Below are 17,850 nucleotides of genomic sequence, written 5' to 3' on the forward strand. Positions count from 1 at the left end.
AATGGAGCAGTGATAATGAAGCTGATTTTCAAACTAATCCTGACACTTATCCTTTGTGTTTATATTGCTATTCTTTCAAAATTAATCCTTTTTAAATATATTCCGTTATCGCAAATTATTGAACATTTTAACTTTACATACGATGGTTACCACTGGCGTGACAATAACTTCGTTCCTTTCAAAACCATTTATTTCTACATGTATTTAGCCGATATTAATTTAAATATCCGAATTGAAAATTTAGTAGGAAACATCATCGGATTTGCCCCATTCGGATTTATTTTACCATTGCTCTCAAAGGGGTTTCAAAAACTTAGCACGGTTACCATTGCCACCTTTATCTTGAGTTTAACGTTTGAAATCATTCAACTAGTATTTGAATTCGGCAGCTTTGATGTCGATGACCTTATTTTAAATACCCTTGGTGGGATATTAGGTTATATCCCGTTCAAAATCCTTCAAGTCACAACAGTGAAAAGTATACAAAACAAAAACACCTAATGATTCTTTAAAAAGATCCACTAGGTGTTTTTTCGCTGTTTGTTACAGGAATACTATCCACTAATAATTGAATATTCTTATTTACCTTTGTGCTGTAGGTAAAATCACCATAGCAATATGGATAGCGGAAATTATCCTTGTCTCCGCGGCAATTATATAGCGTTGGTTTTTGTTTTACCTGTAGAAGGGAAAAATCCTTTGCTAGTTGCTCACTATGTTTCCCGCCATGCTGCGCTACATAGTCAATATATCCAGCCCCCATGTTATATGCCTGTATAATCGTTGGGAAATCTACCTTTTTTTGAGTTCCATATGCTAGGACACGTTGAAAATGCTTTACTCCAACCTGGATACTCTGTTTGGGATCAGTAATCGTATTTTTAGCCAAACCGGCCGATTCAGAGGCCTGCATCGGATCTCCGCCAAGGCCGTGACTTTCCTGCTGCATCAGGGCAGCAAGTACAGGGGTGTGCTCCTCAAGCTGATATTTTGCTAATTCGTCATGGATATAAGGCGTATATTTTTTTACCTTTGCAAAAGGATCAGTTTTCACGAGCGGAGGGGAATTTTGTTTTTGAAAGTGAATTTGAACCCAAGCCAATCCGCAAAAAAGCAAAAACAGCACGAAAAAGGTTTTCCATTTCTTCCGTTTTCGTTTCTTTTTCATTACAATTACTCTCCCAAATTCTTAGCTTATTTGAATATTATAAATGACGTCTCTTCGTGCTGTCAGGTTTCATTTTTGTTAAAATGTTAAATGATAATCTAAAACTCTCTTTGTTTGTTAATAATGAAGAAGGAATCATTGCGGTAAAGCGAAAAAGTCTGGTATTATCAATTATAAAATAACATTGGGATTGGGGGTCAAAATAATGTCACGAATTTCAACGGATCAGGTAAAACACGTTGCCAACTTGGCGCGATTAGCCGTTACGGAGGAAGAAGTCGAAAAATTTACAAAACAGCTGGACGCAATCATAACTTTTGCAGAACAGCTAAATGAATTAGATACGGAAAATGTGAAGCCTACATACCATGTCCTTGATATGAAAAATGTATTGCGCGAGGACGTTCCACAAAAAGGTTTGCCTCGTGAAGAGGTACTAAAAAATGCACCTGAGCATCAAGATGGTCAAATTAAGGTACCATCGATTTTGGGAGAGTAAGGAGTGAAAAAATTGAGTCTATTTGATTATAAAGTTTCGGACCTTCATGAGTTATTACATAAGAAGGAATTAACCGTATCCGATCTCGTAGAAGAATCATATAAACGTATTGGACAGGTTGAAGACAAAGTCAAGGCCTTTTTAACCTTAGATGAAGAGAGAGCCCGGTCAACCGCTAAATTACAAGATGAGAAGTTAAGCTCAGGCGATTCAAGAGGCTTGTTATTTGGTATGCCGATTGGTGTCAAAGATAACATTGTCACCAAAGGTTTGCGTACTACTTGTGCGAGTAAAATTCTAGAAAATTTTGACCCGATTTATGACGCAACCGTTGTTCAAAAACTGCAGCAAGCAGAAACCGTTACAATCGGTAAACTAAATATGGACGAGTTTGCAATGGGATCCTCAAATGAAAACTCCCATTACCAAAAAACTCGCAATCCATGGAATCTTGAAAGAGTGCCTGGCGGTTCTTCAGGCGGCTCAGCTGCATCTGTAGCATCAGGTGAAGTACTTTTCTCTTTAGGATCTGATACCGGTGGTTCTATCCGGCAGCCGGCGTCTTTTTGTGGCGTCGTCGGAATGAAACCTACATACGGCCGTGTATCTCGTTTTGGTCTCGTCGCCTTTGCTTCATCGCTTGATCAAATCGGTCCAATCACAAGAACGGTTGAGGACAATGCTTATTTATTACAAGCTATCTCTGGTTTAGATCCAATGGACTCAACTTCTGCCAATGTTGACGTTCCAAATTTTGCTTCTTCTCTAACAGGCGATATAAAGGGGCTAAAAATTGCCGTACCAAAAGAATATTTAGGCGAAGGTGTAACAGATGCAGTCCGCCAATCTGTAATGGATTCATTAAAGGTCCTTGAGAGTCTTGGCGCTGTCTGGGAAGAAGTTTCCCTGCCGCATTCGAAGTATGCCCTAGCAACTTATTATTTGCTGTCCTCATCAGAAGCATCAGCCAACCTTGCTCGTTTTGATGGGGTGCGTTATGGCTATCGTACACCAGATGCCGAAAGTTTAATTGAATTATATAAAAAGACACGTGCAGAGGGCTTCGGTGATGAAGTAAAGCGTCGGATTATGCTTGGTACTTTTGCACTTAGCTCCGGTTACTATGATGCTTATTATAAAAAAGCACAGCAGGCCCGGACGTTAATTAAAAGGGACTTTGAAGATGTTTTTGAAAAATATGACGTCATTGTTGGACCAACAACACCAACACCCGCGTTTAAAATTGGCGAAAAGATCGATGATCCGCTAACTATGTATATTAATGATATTTTAACGATTCCAGTTAACCTGGCGGGTGTACCGGGAATCTCGATTCCATGCGGCTTTGATGCAGGACTTCCGCTTGGATTACAAATCATTGGCAAGCATTTTGATGAAGCAACCATTTATCGTGTTGCCCATGCGTTCGAGCAGGCAACGAACTTTCATAAACAGAAGCCAGAATTGTAGGGGGTGGAAACGATGGAATTTGAAACAGTAATCGGACTTGAGGTCCATGTTGAGTTAAAAACAGAATCGAAGATCTTCTCAGCAAGCCCAAACCATTTTGGGGCGGAGCCGAATACCAATACTAGTGTAATTGACCTTGGCTATCCGGGTGTACTGCCTGTCCTCAACAAAAAGGCAGTTGAGTTTGGCATGAAGGCAGCGATGGCTTTGAATTGCCAGGTTGCCACACATACAAAATTTGATCGGAAGAATTATTTCTATCCGGACAACCCGAAGGCCTATCAAATCTCCCAATTTGACCAGCCGATTGGTGAGCATGGCTGGATCGAAATTGAGGTAAATGGTTATACGAAAAAGATCGGGATTACTCGGATTCATTTAGAGGAAGATGCCGGTAAGTTGAACCACGAGAAGGGATATTCGTTGTGTGATTACAACCGCCAAGGAACGCCGTTAGTCGAAATCGTTTCTGAGCCGGATATCCGCACTCCTGATGAAGCCTATGCTTACCTTGAAAAATTAAAATCGATTATACAATATACAGGTGTTTCCGATTGTAAAATGGAAGAAGGCTCGCTTCGCTGTGATGCCAATATTTCCATCCGTCCATTCGGACAAGAAGAGTTCGGAACGAAGACCGAATTAAAGAACTTGAATTCATTCAACTTTGTCCGTAAAGGTCTGGAATATGAAGAAAGACGCCAGCGGGAAGTAGTATCTTCAGGCGGCACGATTGATCAGGAAACACGCCGTTTTGATGAAGCTACAGGGACAACAATTTTAATGAGGGTAAAAGAAGGTTCAGATGACTATCGTTACTTCCCAGAGCCAGATTTGCTTGATTTATATATAGATGAGGATTGGAAAGCACGGATTCGTGCTGAAATCCCTGAGCTTCCGGACCAGCGCCAAAAACGTTATATTGAAGAGTTAGGCTTGCCTGTCTATGATGCCAAAGTATTGACGGTAACGAAAGAAATGGCTGATTTCTTTGAGGCAACTGTTAGCGGCGGTGCTGATGCGAAGCTTGCTTCGAACTGGGTTATGGGTGATGTGTCTGCATACTTAAATGCTGAGGGCAAGGAACTTGATCAGGTGGCGTTAACTCCGGAAGGGTTAGCAGGCATGATTAAGTTGATAGAAAATGGAACGATTTCTTCTAAGATTGCCAAAACTGTTTTTAAAGAGTTAATTGAGCAGGGCGGCGATGCGGAGCAAATTGTGAAGGATAAAGGACTTGTGCAAATTTCTGATGAAGGAACACTTCTTAAGATTATTGCAGAAGTACTTGATGCTAATCCAAAATCAGTGGAAGATTTCAAGGATGGAAAAAATAAGGCCGTTGGATTCCTTGTTGGTCAGCTGATGAAAGCTACAAAGGGACAGGCTAATCCACAACTGGTCAATAAATTGTTGCAGCAGGAATTGCAAAAACGATAATTGGAAGCTGGCAGATGTATTCTGTCAGCTTTTTTATCGTTAAAGAAATTAAAAACTTTCGCTTGTGGATAACTATTAAAAAACGGACTATCGACATCCAGCTCCAGCGCCTAGCCCCTCGATGGTCTACAGCCAATCCGTCCAAAAGGTTAAAAAGCAACCTTTCGGCCAGCTCGCCTTATGATTGTCGGGGCTGACCAAGGCGCTTGCGCTTTTCTTATTATGGGGAAGTGTCGAAACACGTCTCGACATTATTTTCCCGGGAAATCGAGTGGGAATCCTTTGATTGTATGGATTGAATGGATTTCTAATCAAACGTTTAGTTGGTAGGGGATTTTTGGGGAGTGTGTCGATGAGTGTCGTTGATGACTAATCTCGACAGTGCTCTTATTAGTTAATGCTGGCATCAGTTTACTAAAAGGCACTTGAATTCAAGTTTTGTAAGGCTTAAAACCAATTTAATTAAACGTTTGTTTAGTTTCTATATTTCAACAAAATTTTTATGGTTTTGGTACGAAAAATCTATATGTGCCAGAGTTTTAATGGATTTTAATTAAACGTTTGTTTAGTTATAAATAAAATTAATCAAACGTTTGTTTAGTTTTTTTAATTACATAAGATTATAGGGTTTTGTGGTAAAAAAGCCTTTGCTCTTAAGAAAAACCTGAAAATTAATCAAACGTTTGTTTAGTATGAAATGTTTATGACAAAGAAAACGAGGATAGCTATGCATCCTCGTTTTAAAAGGAAACCATGGCTCCCCGTTCATCAAAAACAGCACTCGGATTCCATGCAACTTCCCAAAGGTTTTTTTCAGGGTCGGCAAAGTAAGATGTGCGTCCACCCCAGAAGGCGTCACTTGGTTCTCTTAGAATGGCCCCGCCAGCTTTACGGATTAGCTCGATCGTTGAATCTACTTTTTCTGGCTGCTCTACATTTATAGCAAATGTCACGGGATGAAAAGTTCCAGGTGATTTTGGCAGTTCAATGCCAGCATCCTTTGCCAGCTCTGCTATTGGAAAAAGTGTAAGCAGGACGCCTGCAGTTTTAAAGACAGCATAAGTATCAGAGCTGGTCTCCGTTTCCTCCCAGCCCAAGGATTTGTAAAAAGAACGTAGAACCGGTAAGTCATATGCACCGATCGTTAGTAAGCTAACTCTTTGCGGGACCATTGTGTATTCCTCCAATTTTTAATTGTTATTATTATTGTTCTTCATTTGCTGTTTGTCTCCTTCTTATTTGGCCTAATGATTTATTACATAGGGAAACCTCGCCGTAGAGAAAGCGATAAGTTTTTAAAATATAAATCTTTTCGATAGTTTATACTTGAATCTAAATGGTAAGATTTAGGTAAGGGATATCATATGGATGCGAGGCTGAGGAATGACTATTTATATTGGGCTGTTACGGGGTATTAATGTTGGCGGGCACCACAAAATTAAGATGGCAGACTTAAAAAACCTATTAGAATTGATGGGTTTACAAAAAGTGAAGACATATATTCAAAGTGGTAATGTTTTATTTGAATCAGTAGAGGAAGCACAACAACTTAATAAGAAAATTGAGGACGAACTAAACCATACCTTTGGTTTTTCGGTACCGGTTGTTATAAGAACCGCGGGAGAACTACAACAGATTATCCAGGACTGTCCATATTCAACGGAATCGTTAAGCGAAGGAGAAAGTGTCCAAGTTGCTTTTTTAGGAGGAGAACCTACTATAGAAGGTATCAACCATATGTACAGCTATAATAATGATCTAGAAGAGTGTAAAATTAAGGGGAAAGAAGTATACTTCTATTTCCGCCAAAGTATCAGGGATTCTAAGCTGGCAACACAGCTTCCCAAACTCCGCGTACCGGCAACAGTTCGTAATTGGAAGACGGTTGTGAAGCTGGAGGATCTGTCAAAATCATTTTAAAAAGAGGTGCATACGAACATGAATTTAAATGAATGGTATCAAAAAGGGTTGAGTGCCGACGAGTACATCCACTCCATGAAGCAAAATAAAGACGAAATGCTGACTATTTATGAGAAGTTTAACTTGACTGCCGAGGATCAAAGCAAGCTGGGAGCTTTAAAGGAGCAACACTTAAGAGTTATTGCGCTGTCAGAGGATTGGTGCGGTGATGCGCTGCTCAATAACCCTGTTTTGATGAAGATAGCCGAGGCGGCGGGGATGGAACTTCGTTTTGTCCTCCGTGATCAAAACCTAGAGTTAATGGACCAATACTTAACCAACGGAACATCCCGAGCGATTCCTATTTATATTTTTATCAATAAGGAAGATGAAGAAGTGGCGGTTTGGGGGCCGAGGGCAGCAGAGATGCAGGCGCTTGTGATGGAAAAGCGTGCAGGACTTCCGGACAAGGACGCACCAGATTTCCAAGAGAAGCAAATGGCGATGTATAAGCAGCTAAGAGAATCATATCTAACCGACGCTGGCATTTGGCAAACGGTTGCTGATAGCATCATATCAAAACTTTTATAAAAAGAGCAAGGGGGGACTTCAATTAGAAGGCCTCCTTTGTTTTTTAAAAAAATCATTTTTAGAATTGTCTAGTTCCAGCGCCTGGTCAAGGCGCTTCCGCTTTTCTTATTACATCTTATAGCCGCCGCCGTTCTTTGGTGGAATGCGGTCGCTTATCAGGTTTTTATCATTAATCTTTGGTTCAATGCCAAGGATGAAATTACGTATGTTGGAGCGGTGAAGATACAGTAAAAATAGTGAAAATACTAAGAAGATAAGTTCTAATTCCAGTTTAGGGGAGATAAGGGCATAAGCTAACATGCTAAGGCCAACAGAGATGGAGCCAATAAATACATATTTCGTTAGAAAAATCACTAAGAAGAAGCTTACGTAGGCAATGACAAGTAAAGGGATGTTCGAAATCAATAGAGCACCAGCGGTAGTTGCAATCGCTTTACCGCCTCGAAAACCTGCAAAAATGGGAAAGCTATGACCAACCACTGCCAATAGGCCGAAGTATAGGGGTTCTGCATCAAGATGATAGTAGATTGGCAGATATGCTGCTAAGGAGCCTTTTGCCAGATCGATAAGGAGCACGAACACGGCCCATTTCTTACCGAGAACTCTCAGAGTGTTGGTGGCGCCGGGATTCTTACTTCCGAGCTCGCGGATATCGACTCCAAAGAATAGCTTGCCCACAATCAGTGCGGTGGGAATGCTTCCAATTAAGTAGGAAGCCAAGAGTAGCAGCCAGAACATTTGCATCATTCCCTCATAAAATATTTTCTATTAGCATTCTAACATACTAAAATGGTATTATTTTGATAAGTTATCACAATTAGGAACAAAAGGGAGCGCTCGATATGAAGCGACAGATTTTGGCCAAGTTGCTAATAGCTATGCGCGTTCAAGAGAAGATATACCTGTGAAATTAATGGATAGTCTCTAGTTGTAGAGTTGGTTTCTTGGATGGGATATCTGGATGAGTCAGCACGAAAAGAAGCTCTCCAAGGACCTGTTTAGCCCATTTTCTAAGAAGGAACCGCTTAAGATATCGCATGAATGTAATGTTTGTATTTACGATTATCAGAATAGGAACGTTTGAAGCGTGTGGGGATATCCCTCCACGTTTTTTTATTTGGGTTACTCAATAGGGAGATAAGGATTTTTACAGTCGTCCTGGTATAAGAAAAAATCTTAAAAATTTTTTAGAATATGTGTAGGGGTAATTCAGATATGTTTCGTCTATTGTTGTGAAAAGAAAAAAGAAAGGGGGAGAGAACGATTAGTGACACAGTCTTAATTGAAAAAGTACTCGAGGGCAATGATCATGCCTTTCGTCTGTTGGTCGAGAAGTATCTGAATGATGTGTTCAGGGCCGTCTATGCGGTTCTTCGTGATAAAAAGGAAGCAGAAGACGCTGCCCAAGAAGTGTTTATGAAAATTTATTCCTCTCTCTCCCAGTATGAAAACCAAGGGTTTAAAACGTGGATAACACGGATTTCTGTCAACCATGCGATAGATGTTAAACGAAAACAGGTAAGGCGAAAAGAGGATGTTGTGGATGTACTCGAACAACAGGTCCTGGGGACTCCAAAGGATAGCGTGGAGAAGGAAGTCATCGCCCAGGATCAGCGCCGGCTGGTTCAAAGGAAGTTAAATGAAGTGCCGGAGAATTACCGGGAAGTGATTTACGGATTCTACATAGCTGAAAAAAGCTATCAGCAAATGGCTGAGGAACAAAAAGTTCAGGTGAAAACGATTGAGACCAAGTTGTACCGAGCGAGAAACTGGATGAAAAGGAATTGGAAGGAGGACGATTTTTCATGAAGCATTACAGTTACGAAGAATGGCAGCATTATGTGAAGGACCAACTTAGTGAAGACCGCCGCGAAGATTTGGAAAGTCATCTCTATACATGTGATCAGTGTCTAGAAGTTTACTTACAAGCTGTAACAGCAAATGAAACCTCCCTGCCAGTCCTTCCAGACGAATCAAATTTCACCGACCGTGTAATGGAAAAGGGACCTTTCACTAATAAGAACGTTAACAATGTGGAAATAGTTTCCCCAGTGCCTGTCACCGATAGCACTTTTAAGGATGTAGAAATGGTGAATTCGGTGCCTGGCACCGAAAGGAAGACGTTGTATCAGCGGGTAGGTTTTCATTATTTGTTGGCAGCGGCTGTGACTTTGCTTTTGATGTTTTCGGGGGCGTTTCAATCGCTTGCAACGTATGCTGGTTCTTTAGAGAAACCGATGATTCAGGAAAGGAAGCCTAAGCCTTCTGTGACGGAAGGAGTTATTAATAAAACATTTGCATGGATGGATTCACTAGAAAAAAAGGAGGCAATTAAGAAATGAAAAGTTCAACCAAGGCATTAACACTATCCCTTTTTCCCGGCCTCGGACATATTTATTTCGGTAACAAGGTTCGCGGGGTTCTGTATTTACTGTCGGTTGTTGGCCTGGCATTCGTTACCGTAATAGCCTTAATGAATAACACCCCAGAGGTGGCCATCTTAGCATTCATGGCGGGAATCTTTATTTATTTGATCAGCTTTATCGATATGGGCGTACAGGTTTCAAAACAAAAGAAAGCCCAGCTAGCTGTAGGTGACACTGACCCTCAGAATCGTAACAAGGCTGCCCAGGATTCAGAACGCTTTTACACCATCGTTCTTTCCTTCATCCCAGGACTTGGACACTTCCAAATTGGCCTTATGAACAGAGGATTAACGCTGCTAGGGGCATTTCTAGGCCTGGCCGTCATGGTCATCTTTGTAACAGCCATGTCCAACCGCAGCGAGTTTTTGGTTTTCTTGGCGGGACTGCCGATTATCTGGGTATATGGATTTTTTGATGCCGTTCAGCAGGTGAATAAAAAGCAGCGTGGGGAAGAGCTGATTGACCGAACAATCTTTGAGGACTTTGAAATGCGCCGGGAAGATGGCAAAAAGAGTAAATCGATTGCCACCTTTCTCTCCATCTTCCCTGGAGCAGGACACCTATATTTAGGCTTGCAGCGCCGTGGAATTCAGTTAATGGCAGCATTCTTGTTCTCGATTTATATTCTAGACGTATTAAGACTGGGAATCTTCTTGTTCTTAATCCCAATCATCTGGTTCTATAGCTTCTTTGATGCCATGCAGAAGGTTTCAAGGTATGGGGTAGAAAAAGTCGAAGATGAACCGATTATCGCTTACTTCCTTAACCATCAAAAGTGGGTTGGAATCGGGCTTGTCTTGTTAGGGGTTTATTACTTAATGATGAACATCCTGCTGCCGGCCCTCTCACCGATTATTAATCGATTAATCAATGTAGATATCATGTATTGGATTCAGGGCTATTTCCAAACCGCACTTGTCTGTGTCTTGTTAATTGGCGGCGGGATCAAGCTTTTATCTGGCAGTAAACAAAAAAGGGAGGCAAAAAGCCATGAGTAAGTGGGGAAACAGGATGACTGGTGTAGTGCTGATTGGGGCCGGAATTGGGTGTTTCTTTTTAGAAAAAGAAAGGGGCGAGAATAAAGAATGAGGACTTGGCGTGTTGGAACGTTTTCAATGGGGGCCTCGCTTATTTTCCTAGGCCTCTTCCTTTTCTTTTCAAAGTTTCTCGGCTTAAAATTAGCGGAGGTGCTGATGGCTTGGTGGCCGGTATTGCTAGTGGTGTTAGGGGTTGAAATTTTAGTCTATTTATTTCTATCAAGACAGGAACAGCCCATATTAAAATATGATTTTCTAAGTATCTTCTTTGTCGGATTAATTGGTACTACAGGTATTATCTTTGCGGTTCTTAGCTCAGCAGGTGTGATGGGCAAGGTAGAAGAGGTCATGGCAAAAGAAGTCCGTTCCTATGATCTCCCGGCTTTTTCGTATAAAACGGATGACAGTATAAAGCGTGTAGTAGTAAGATCTGTTGGGTATGATATGACGGTTGAGGCAACAGAAGACAAAGAGGTCTCAATGTTTGGAACGTACAGGGTAGAAACGGCGAAAAAAACAGCGCTGCTAAAGAATGCAGACGATATTGTCACGGCCAATCAGAAGGGGGACACGCTCTATCTGAATTTTAAAATGCTGCCTGACGAAATGGGTCCGTTTAATTCACAGGGAATCGTGGCAGCAACTATCCTGGTTCCCAACGATGTAAAACTAGAAGTGGTAGGAAATAATGATTCACTTAGTCTTAAACCTCGGACACTGGTGAACGACTGGAATATTGAAAGTTCATCAGCTGTAACGGTGGATGTGATGAAAAATAGTAATATGACGGTAAAGACCGTTGGTGTTGACCAACTGAGTGGGAAAGAGTGGAAAATTACAGAGGAACCGAAGGGCGAAGAGCTTGATGCTGCTGGGCCCAAAAATGCGGTATATCAATCTGGTGATGGAAAATACCTGATTCATATTAGCAATGCGTATGAGGTTAAGCTGAACATAAATCAATAATCAGTTTACCAATATATTTGTAAGCTTGAATAATAATTGGTAGAATATAGAACTGACAACGCCAATTGTTATTTAATAAATAGGATGATGATTAATGAAAAGAGCACGACTGATATATAATCCTACTTCAGGACGGGAAATTCTGAAGAAGAATTTACCGGAAATCCTTGAAAAACTAGAAATCGCCGGCTATGAGGCATCCTGTCATGCTACAACTGGTGCAGGAGATGCAACGCAGGCGGCACGGCTGGCAGTAGAACGGCAGTACGATGTGGTCATTGCGGCAGGCGGCGATGGGACGATACATGAAGTAGTAAATGGCCTCGCTGAACAAGAATATCGACCGAAATTAGGGATTATTCCAGCAGGAACAACCAATGATTTTGCCCGAGCCCTCCAAATTCCAAGAGATATCGGAACGGCAGTGGATATCATCACAAAAGGGGAACTAATTCCCGTAGATATTGGCCGGATTAATGATCGTTATTTTATTAATATTGCTGGCGGCGGCCGGATAACCGAGATTACATATGAAGTGCCAAGCAAACTAAAGACCATGCTCGGGCAGCTAGCCTACTATTTAAAAGGAATGGAAATGATTCCATCCATTAAAGCGTCAGATTTTCGGATTGAATATGATGGAAAGCTGTTTGAGGGGGAAGCCATGATGTTCCTTGTCGGGCTGACCAACTCAATCGGTGGATTTGAAAAGCTGGCACCGGACGCTTCGATTAATGATGGCTTATTCTCCCTATTAATTTTGAAAAAAGTAAATCTGGCTGAGTTTATTCGGATTTCGTCACTAGCAGTCCGCGGTGAACATGTAAACGATCCAAATGTGATTTATACACAGGCTAATCGAATTAAGGTTTTTTCCAGCGAAAAGGTCCAATTAAATTTAGACGGTGAATTTGGCGGTCTGCTTCCGGCAGAGTTTGAAAATCTATACCGTCATTTAGAAGTGTTTGTGCCTCTAAATGATATCCGTCCAAATGATCGTCCGACAGATTGGGTTACAGGTCAAAGATATAGCTAAGAAAAGTCCGTTCCTCGTGGAGCGGACTTTTTTCCACATTCTGTGTATAATGAGTGAAAGACTTTTTTAAGGAGGAATCCGGAAATGAAAGCCTTACTTAATATTGATTATACATATGACTTTGTTGCAGATGCCGGGGCGTTAACCTGCGGGGTACCTGGGCAGCAGATTGAAGGTAAAATTGTCGGGCTCACCAAGGAATTTATTGAAAATGGCGATTATGTGGTATTTGCCATTGATGTACATGACAAGGGTGATCAATACCACCCGGAAACGAAATTATTCCCGCCCCATAATCTGAGAGGAACGTCTGGCCGTGATTTGTTCGACGCTCTTCAGGGGGGGTACGATGATAATAAACAGCTTGAGAATGTGGCCTATATGGATAAAACCCGTTATTCCGCCTTTGCGGGAACAGACCTTGAAATTAAACTGCGTGAGCGTGGAATCACTGAGGTGCATCTTGTGGGTGTTTGTACAGATATCTGTGTGCTTCATACCGCTGTCGATGCCTATAATAAGGGATTCAATATTGTTGTCTATAAGGATGCTGTTGCATCTTTTAATCAAGCGGGTCATGAATGGGCACTCGAGCACTTCGCACAATCCCTCGCTGCTATGGTGAAATAGATTTTTAAATGTTATGATAAGTTATATTTTTATTAAGCTGTAATAGTATTCCGGAGGTTTTATGATGAAACACATTTATCATGATGATAGTTTATCTCTGCATACCGATTTGTATCAGATTAATATGGCAGAGACGTATTGGAGAGATGGCATACATAATAAACGAGCGGTATTTGAGCTGTTTTTCCGCAAGCTGCCATTTGGGAATGGCTATGCTGTTTTCGCCGGTTTAGAAAAGGTAATTCAATTTATCCAAGGGTTTCGTTTTAGTGAAGAAGACCTTGAGTATCTGAAAAATGAAGTGGGTTACAAGGATGATTTCCTCGACTATTTGAAAAATATGCGCTTCACCGGGACGATTCGTTCTATGCAAGAAGGCGAGCTTGTCTTTGGTAATGAACCTATTTTACGGGTAGATGCACCTCTAGGCGAGGCACAAATCATTGAAACAGCGTTACTTAACATTGTGAACTATCAAACATTAATTGCGACCAAAGCATCTAGAATGAAGCAGGTTGTTGGTGATGCGGTGGCGATGGAATTTGGAACAAGACGGGCTCAGGAGATGGATGCAGCCATTTGGGGAACGAGAGCAGCCTATCTAGCAGGCTTTGACTCGACCAGTAATGTGCGGGCAGGAAAACTGTTTGGAGTTCCGGTTTCTGGGACACATGCACATGCTATGGTCCAAGCCTATAAGGACGAATATACAGCTTTTCACAAATATGCGGAAACACATAAAGATTGTGTCTTTTTAGTGGATACATATGATACCCTTCGCCTTGGAGTGCCAAATGCCATCAAGGTGGCGAGAGAGTTGGGCGATAAGATTAATTTCATCGGCATTCGCCTTGATAGCGGTGACCTTGCATATCTTTCTAAAGAGGCTCGTAAAATGCTGGATGAAGCAGGTTTCCCAGATGCAAAAATTGTAGCATCAAGTGACCTTGATGAGTATACGATTATGAGTTTGAAAGGGCAAGGGGCAAGGATTGACAGCTGGGGAATTGGGACCAAGCTAATCACCGCCTATGACCAAGCAGCCCTTGGTGCGGTTTATAAGATTGTGGCGATTGAAGATGAAAATGGAAAATTAGAAGATACCATAAAAATCTCCTCTAATCCAGTGAAGGTAACGACTCCGGGGATGAAAAAAATTTACCGGATTATTAATAATACCAATAACCATGCCGAGGGGGATTATATTGCGATGGAAGATGAAGTGCTGCCGGAAAAGCGGCTGCGCATGTTCCACCCAACCCATACGTTTATTAATAAAGTGGTAACGAACTTTACGGCAAAGGAACTCCATGTAAAAATATTTTCCAACGGTGAATTAGTATATGAAGTCCCCTGTTTGGAAGAGTCTCGTGCCTACTTAAAGCAAAATCTTGATAGTCTTTGGGATGAATATAAGCGTACGATGAATCCGGAAGAGTATCCCGTTGACTTAAGTCAGAAATGCTGGGATAACAAGATGAGAAATATTGAAGAGGTAAAAGAAAAAGTGGCTGCGATGAAAGCAGAGGAGTAATTTTTAGGGCGTCCTGAAATTGGGGCGTCCTTCTTAATGGCTTAAAAATACGCATTTTCGCGGAATTATGGACAGATTCAGCGGGAAAAATAAAACATTAGTCGGAATTAAAGGTAAAATCCGCGGAATTAATAAAGATTGACGCTGAATTATCACTAAAACCCGCGGAATCGCACCACCTCATAAGCCTCATTTCGTGTTCCAACCCATTGTATGTTACAATCTTTCTAGTCAATTCGGAGAAAAGGAAGAAATAAATGAACAAAACAATTCCAGTAACTAAAAATGAATTTATAGATGTAGTATTTGAGGATTTAACCCATGACGGGGCAGGAGTAGCAAAGGTAGATGGGTATCCACTATTTGTCCCAAACGGTTTGCCCAATGAAAAAGCTAAAGTGAAGGTAATTAAAACCGGTAAAAGCTATGGTTTTGGACGATTAATCGAGCTTTATGAAAAAAGCCCGTACCGGGTTGAAATTCCGAGTAGTGAACGTCATAAATACGGCGGCTGCCAGCTCGAGCATATCAGCTATGAAGGCCAGCTAAAATATAAGGAAAATCAGGTCCGTGAAGTGCTGACCCGAATCGGCAAACTCGAAGATGTCATCGTTCATCCGATTCTCGGCATGGAAAATCCTTGGCATTACCGTAATAAAGCACAGGTGCCTGTTGGTGAAAAAGACGGCAAACTGATTGCTGGTTTTTTTAAACCAAGAAGCCATGAAATTGTCGATACCGATGAAAGCCTCATTCAACTGCTGGAAATTAATGAGGCCGTTCAGACAATCAAAGAGGTCTGCAGCAAGCTTGCTATACCGGCTTATCAGGAGGAATCACATAAAGGGGTCCTCCGTCATATTATGGCACGCTACGGGAAGCAAACTGGCGAGCTAATGGTTGTATTGATTACGAGAACCGAAGATTTACCACAAAAGGAAAAGCTGGTTGAAGAAATCGTTGCCCGGCTACCTAAGGTGAAATCAATTATTCACAATGTAAACTCTAAACGTACTAATGTTATATTGGGTGAAAAGACGAAGGTTTTATGGGGAAGTGAGATCATTTACGACTATATTGGCGAAGTGAAATTTGCCATCTCCGCTTTGTCGTTTTACCAAGTTAATCCGGTCCAAACAAAGGTGCTTTATGACAAGGCCCTGGAGTATGCTGATTTGAGCGGTGAAGAAACCGTAATTGATGCTTATTGCGGAATCGGGACGATTTCCTTATTTTTAGCACAAAAGGCTAAGAAGGTTTTCGGTGTAGAAGTGGTTCCGGAAGCAATTGAAGATGCTAAGCGAAATGCGGAGTTGAATGGACTAGCCAATGCTGAGTTTGCTGAGGGAGAAGCAGAGGTTGTGATTCCAAAGTGGTACAAGAAAGGTAATACGGCGGACGTGCTCGTGGTAGACCCGCCCCGTAAAGGCTGTGATGAGGCGTTGCTGCAGACAATTATTGATATGAAGCCTAAGAAAGTAGTCTATGTATCCTGTAATCCTGCGACGCTCGCCAGGGATTTACGAATCCTTGAGGATGGCGGCTACAAAACGGTTGAGGTGCAGCCGGTTGATATGTTCCCGATGACTACACACGTGGAGTGCGTCTCGAAACTCATATTAAAAGAAGGCCACTAATTGTTTAATGTTGGAGGTACAAATCGCAAATGATTTAGTACCTCCTTTTTTATCGATATTTCAATTCTTAACTATTTTTAACATTGTATTGGCTCACCAATTCAGCAAACAATTTAACTAAAGAACAAAAACCTACGTGCAGTTGCCGTCAAGCATAAAAGCAAAGCAATTGGAACATTTAGCATAATCATGATAATATAATGCTAAAAAAGAATGTGGGGGTGTTTACATGCCGCACATTAGACCAGTTTTTGATTTACGGAACAACTTTACTGATATTCCAAGAACCGTTCATGAAACAGCTGAACCAGTATTTTTGACTAAGAATAGATATTAAAGTACCACTAATCAATTATTTCAGTGGTACTTTTTTATTGGAAGAGTTTTTTGAAGCATGGAGAAAGTATTATGCAAGGTATACTAAAAATATGTAGTTGAGATTTAAGTAGGGAGAAAAGTGAACGAACAAAGACCATTTTATCAAGTGTTGATTACGATACAAAATATTACCCTCCCATATGGAGAAGATTGCTCTTTCCCAGTGGCATAACCTTTCAAAAAATAATTCAGGCAGCATTTGATTTGCAAATTCAAAGGGCATTTGATTTTGATGACGCTCATTTGTACGATTTTTATATGGATGGAAAAAAATATAGTAAACGCTTTTATAATTCTCCAATGGATATTCATGGACCATTTGTTAATGAAGTTACAATTGATAGGCGATAAATAACCATATAGTTTCGTGTGTTTTAAGTCAGAAGAAACAGAAAATCTTAAAACACTAGTCTTAACATAATAGATGATGAGGTTTTAGTATGACAAATGAAAAAAAACAGTTGTTACCAGAACAACGTGAAGAAATAATCAGAACATTGAAGGATCGTTTTGAAAAAAACATGAATCGCCATCAAGGAATTGAATGGGCTAACGTACAAGCAAAGCTAGAATATAATACTGAAAAACTGTGGTCGCTTAATGAAATGGAAAGAACTGGTGGTGAGCCAGATGTTATTGTTCATGATAAAGAGGCGGGTGAATACATTTTTTATGATTGTTCAGCGGAAAGTCCTAAAGGCCGCAGAAGTGTTTGTTACGACCGTGAAGCGCTGGAGTCAAGGAAACAACACAAACCACAAAACAACGCTATAGATATGTCTGCTGACATGGGCATTGAGATTTTATCGGAAGAGCAATACCGGGAGCTGCAGAAACATGGAAATTTTGATACTAAAACATCAAGCTGGGTGAAAACACCTCCTAATATTAGAAAACTCGGTGGGGCCATCTTTTGTGATCGTCGTTACGACACTGTTTTTGTGTACCACAATGGAGCAGAATCCTACTATGCTGCCAGGGGTTTCCGTGGCTCGCTAAGGGTCTGAATTTTGGTGTGAAACGCTGTCCGGTGAGGGGAGTAGGCGGTTTATACCTCCAAGGGATAGAATATGCACGCCCGAGTGTGTATCACAACTCATTTTAAGAAAGGCACTGAACCATTTGGGTGTTGCCTTTCT

General features: G+C 41.1%; 20 protein-coding genes. 17 read left to right on the plus strand and 3 right to left on the minus strand.

Annotated features, from left to right (window positions below; translation table 11 throughout):
* The first annotated feature begins 15 nt into the window (after positions 1-15).
* Entirely contained in the window at positions 16-501 is a 486-nt protein-coding gene (locus M3226_RS15745; protein WP_251566689.1) for a VanZ family protein, read from the plus strand.
* Positions 502-508: 7 nt separating this feature from the next.
* On the opposite strand, the gene M3226_RS15750 is transcribed toward M3226_RS15745, so the two are convergent.
* Positions 509-1,168, minus strand: a complete 660-nt coding sequence (locus tag M3226_RS15750; RefSeq protein WP_251566690.1) for a lysozyme family protein — start codon at positions 1,166-1,168, stop codon at positions 509-511.
* Positions 1,169-1,373: 205 nt separating this feature from the next.
* On the opposite strand from M3226_RS15750, the gene gatC reads away from it, so the two are divergent.
* Genes gatC through gatB form a run of 3 tightly spaced genes read left to right on the plus strand, consistent with a single transcriptional unit; the run spans position 1,374 to position 4,577 of the window.
* Complete coding sequence (gene gatC / locus M3226_RS15755; RefSeq protein ID WP_251566691.1) at positions 1,374-1,667, plus strand: Asp-tRNA(Asn)/Glu-tRNA(Gln) amidotransferase subunit GatC; 294 nt, start codon at positions 1,374-1,376, stop codon at positions 1,665-1,667.
* Positions 1,668-1,679: 12 nt separating this feature from the next.
* Positions 1,680-3,137, plus strand: a complete 1,458-nt coding sequence (gatA, locus tag M3226_RS15760) for an Asp-tRNA(Asn)/Glu-tRNA(Gln) amidotransferase subunit GatA (protein WP_251566915.1) — start codon at positions 1,680-1,682, stop codon at positions 3,135-3,137.
* 12 nt (positions 3,138-3,149) lie between these two features.
* Complete coding sequence (gene gatB / locus M3226_RS15765; RefSeq protein ID WP_251566693.1) at positions 3,150-4,577, plus strand: Asp-tRNA(Asn)/Glu-tRNA(Gln) amidotransferase subunit GatB; 1,428 nt, start codon at positions 3,150-3,152, stop codon at positions 4,575-4,577.
* A 740-nt stretch (positions 4,578-5,317) separates the two neighbouring features.
* Here gatB and M3226_RS15770 read toward each other — a convergent pair.
* On the minus strand, positions 5,318-5,749 hold the full coding sequence (locus M3226_RS15770) for a VOC family protein (RefSeq protein ID WP_251566694.1): 432 nt from the start codon (positions 5,747-5,749) through the stop codon (positions 5,318-5,320).
* Between the two features lie 211 nt (positions 5,750-5,960).
* Here M3226_RS15770 and M3226_RS15775 point away from each other — a divergent pair, with 211 nt between their 5' ends.
* The gene (locus tag M3226_RS15775; RefSeq protein ID WP_251566695.1) at positions 5,961-6,497 is read left to right on the plus strand and encodes a DUF1697 domain-containing protein; all 537 of its coding nucleotides are present in this window, start codon (positions 5,961-5,963) and stop codon (positions 6,495-6,497) included.
* 18 nt (positions 6,498-6,515) lie between these two features.
* The gene (locus M3226_RS15780) at positions 6,516-7,067 is read left to right on the plus strand and encodes a thioredoxin family protein (RefSeq protein WP_251566696.1); all 552 of its coding nucleotides are present in this window, start codon (positions 6,516-6,518) and stop codon (positions 7,065-7,067) included.
* Positions 7,068-7,175: 108 nt separating this feature from the next.
* Here the strand turns inward: M3226_RS15780 and plsY are convergent, their stop codons facing one another.
* Positions 7,176-7,805, minus strand: coding sequence for a glycerol-3-phosphate 1-O-acyltransferase PlsY (gene plsY, locus M3226_RS15785; RefSeq protein WP_251566697.1), 630 nt, complete (start codon positions 7,803-7,805; stop codon positions 7,176-7,178).
* Positions 7,806-8,330: 525 nt separating this feature from the next.
* Between plsY and M3226_RS15790 the strand changes: the two genes are divergently transcribed.
* The 11 genes from M3226_RS15790 to M3226_RS15835 all read left to right on the plus strand — a co-directional run bounded on the left by M3226_RS15790 (position 8,331) and on the right by M3226_RS15835 (position 17,718).
* Positions 8,331-8,876: an RNA polymerase sigma factor gene (locus tag M3226_RS15790; RefSeq protein WP_251566916.1), complete on the plus strand. Its 546-nt coding sequence runs from the start codon at positions 8,331-8,333 to the stop codon at positions 8,874-8,876.
* A complete protein-coding gene (locus M3226_RS15795; protein WP_251566698.1) occupies positions 8,873-9,409 on the plus strand; it encodes an anti-sigma factor family protein in 537 nt (178 codons plus the stop codon). Before M3226_RS15790 ends, M3226_RS15795 begins: the two co-directional genes overlap by 4 nt.
* A complete protein-coding gene (locus tag M3226_RS15800) occupies positions 9,406-10,491 on the plus strand; it encodes a DUF6677 family protein (RefSeq protein WP_251566699.1) in 1,086 nt (361 codons plus the stop codon). The genes M3226_RS15795 and M3226_RS15800 overlap by 4 nt, the downstream gene beginning before the upstream one ends.
* Positions 10,492-10,578: 87 nt before the next feature.
* The gene (locus M3226_RS15805; RefSeq protein ID WP_251566700.1) at positions 10,579-11,496 is read left to right on the plus strand and encodes a hypothetical protein; all 918 of its coding nucleotides are present in this window, start codon (positions 10,579-10,581) and stop codon (positions 11,494-11,496) included.
* Between the two features lie 94 nt (positions 11,497-11,590).
* The gene (locus M3226_RS15810; protein WP_251566701.1) at positions 11,591-12,532 is read left to right on the plus strand and encodes a diacylglycerol kinase; all 942 of its coding nucleotides are present in this window, start codon (positions 11,591-11,593) and stop codon (positions 12,530-12,532) included.
* A gap of 84 nt (positions 12,533-12,616) precedes the next feature.
* Positions 12,617-13,162 carry a cysteine hydrolase family protein gene (locus tag M3226_RS15815; RefSeq protein WP_251566702.1) on the plus strand — a complete coding sequence of 182 codons (546 nt, stop codon included), beginning with the start codon at positions 12,617-12,619 and terminating at the stop codon, positions 13,160-13,162.
* Positions 13,163-13,226: 64 nt separating this feature from the next.
* Positions 13,227-14,696, plus strand: coding sequence for a nicotinate phosphoribosyltransferase (locus M3226_RS15820; RefSeq protein WP_251566917.1), 1,470 nt, complete (start codon positions 13,227-13,229; stop codon positions 14,694-14,696).
* A 257-nt stretch (positions 14,697-14,953) separates the two neighbouring features.
* Complete coding sequence (gene rlmD / locus M3226_RS15825) at positions 14,954-16,333, plus strand: 23S rRNA (uracil(1939)-C(5))-methyltransferase RlmD (RefSeq protein ID WP_251566703.1); 1,380 nt, start codon at positions 14,954-14,956, stop codon at positions 16,331-16,333.
* 229 nt (positions 16,334-16,562) lie between these two features.
* Complete coding sequence (locus M3226_RS15830) at positions 16,563-16,670, plus strand: type II toxin-antitoxin system Phd/YefM family antitoxin (protein WP_251566705.1); 108 nt, start codon at positions 16,563-16,565, stop codon at positions 16,668-16,670.
* Positions 16,671-16,849: 179 nt separating this feature from the next.
* Positions 16,850-17,062, plus strand: coding sequence for an IS1096 element passenger TnpR family protein (locus tag M3226_RS32745; protein WP_374110617.1), 213 nt, complete (start codon positions 16,850-16,852; stop codon positions 17,060-17,062).
* An 89-nt stretch (positions 17,063-17,151) separates the two neighbouring features.
* Entirely contained in the window at positions 17,152-17,718 is a 567-nt protein-coding gene (locus M3226_RS15835) for a DUF4256 domain-containing protein (protein WP_251566707.1), read from the plus strand.
* Positions 17,719-17,850 lie beyond the last annotated feature (132 nt).

This window comes from Neobacillus cucumis, assembly GCF_023715505.1.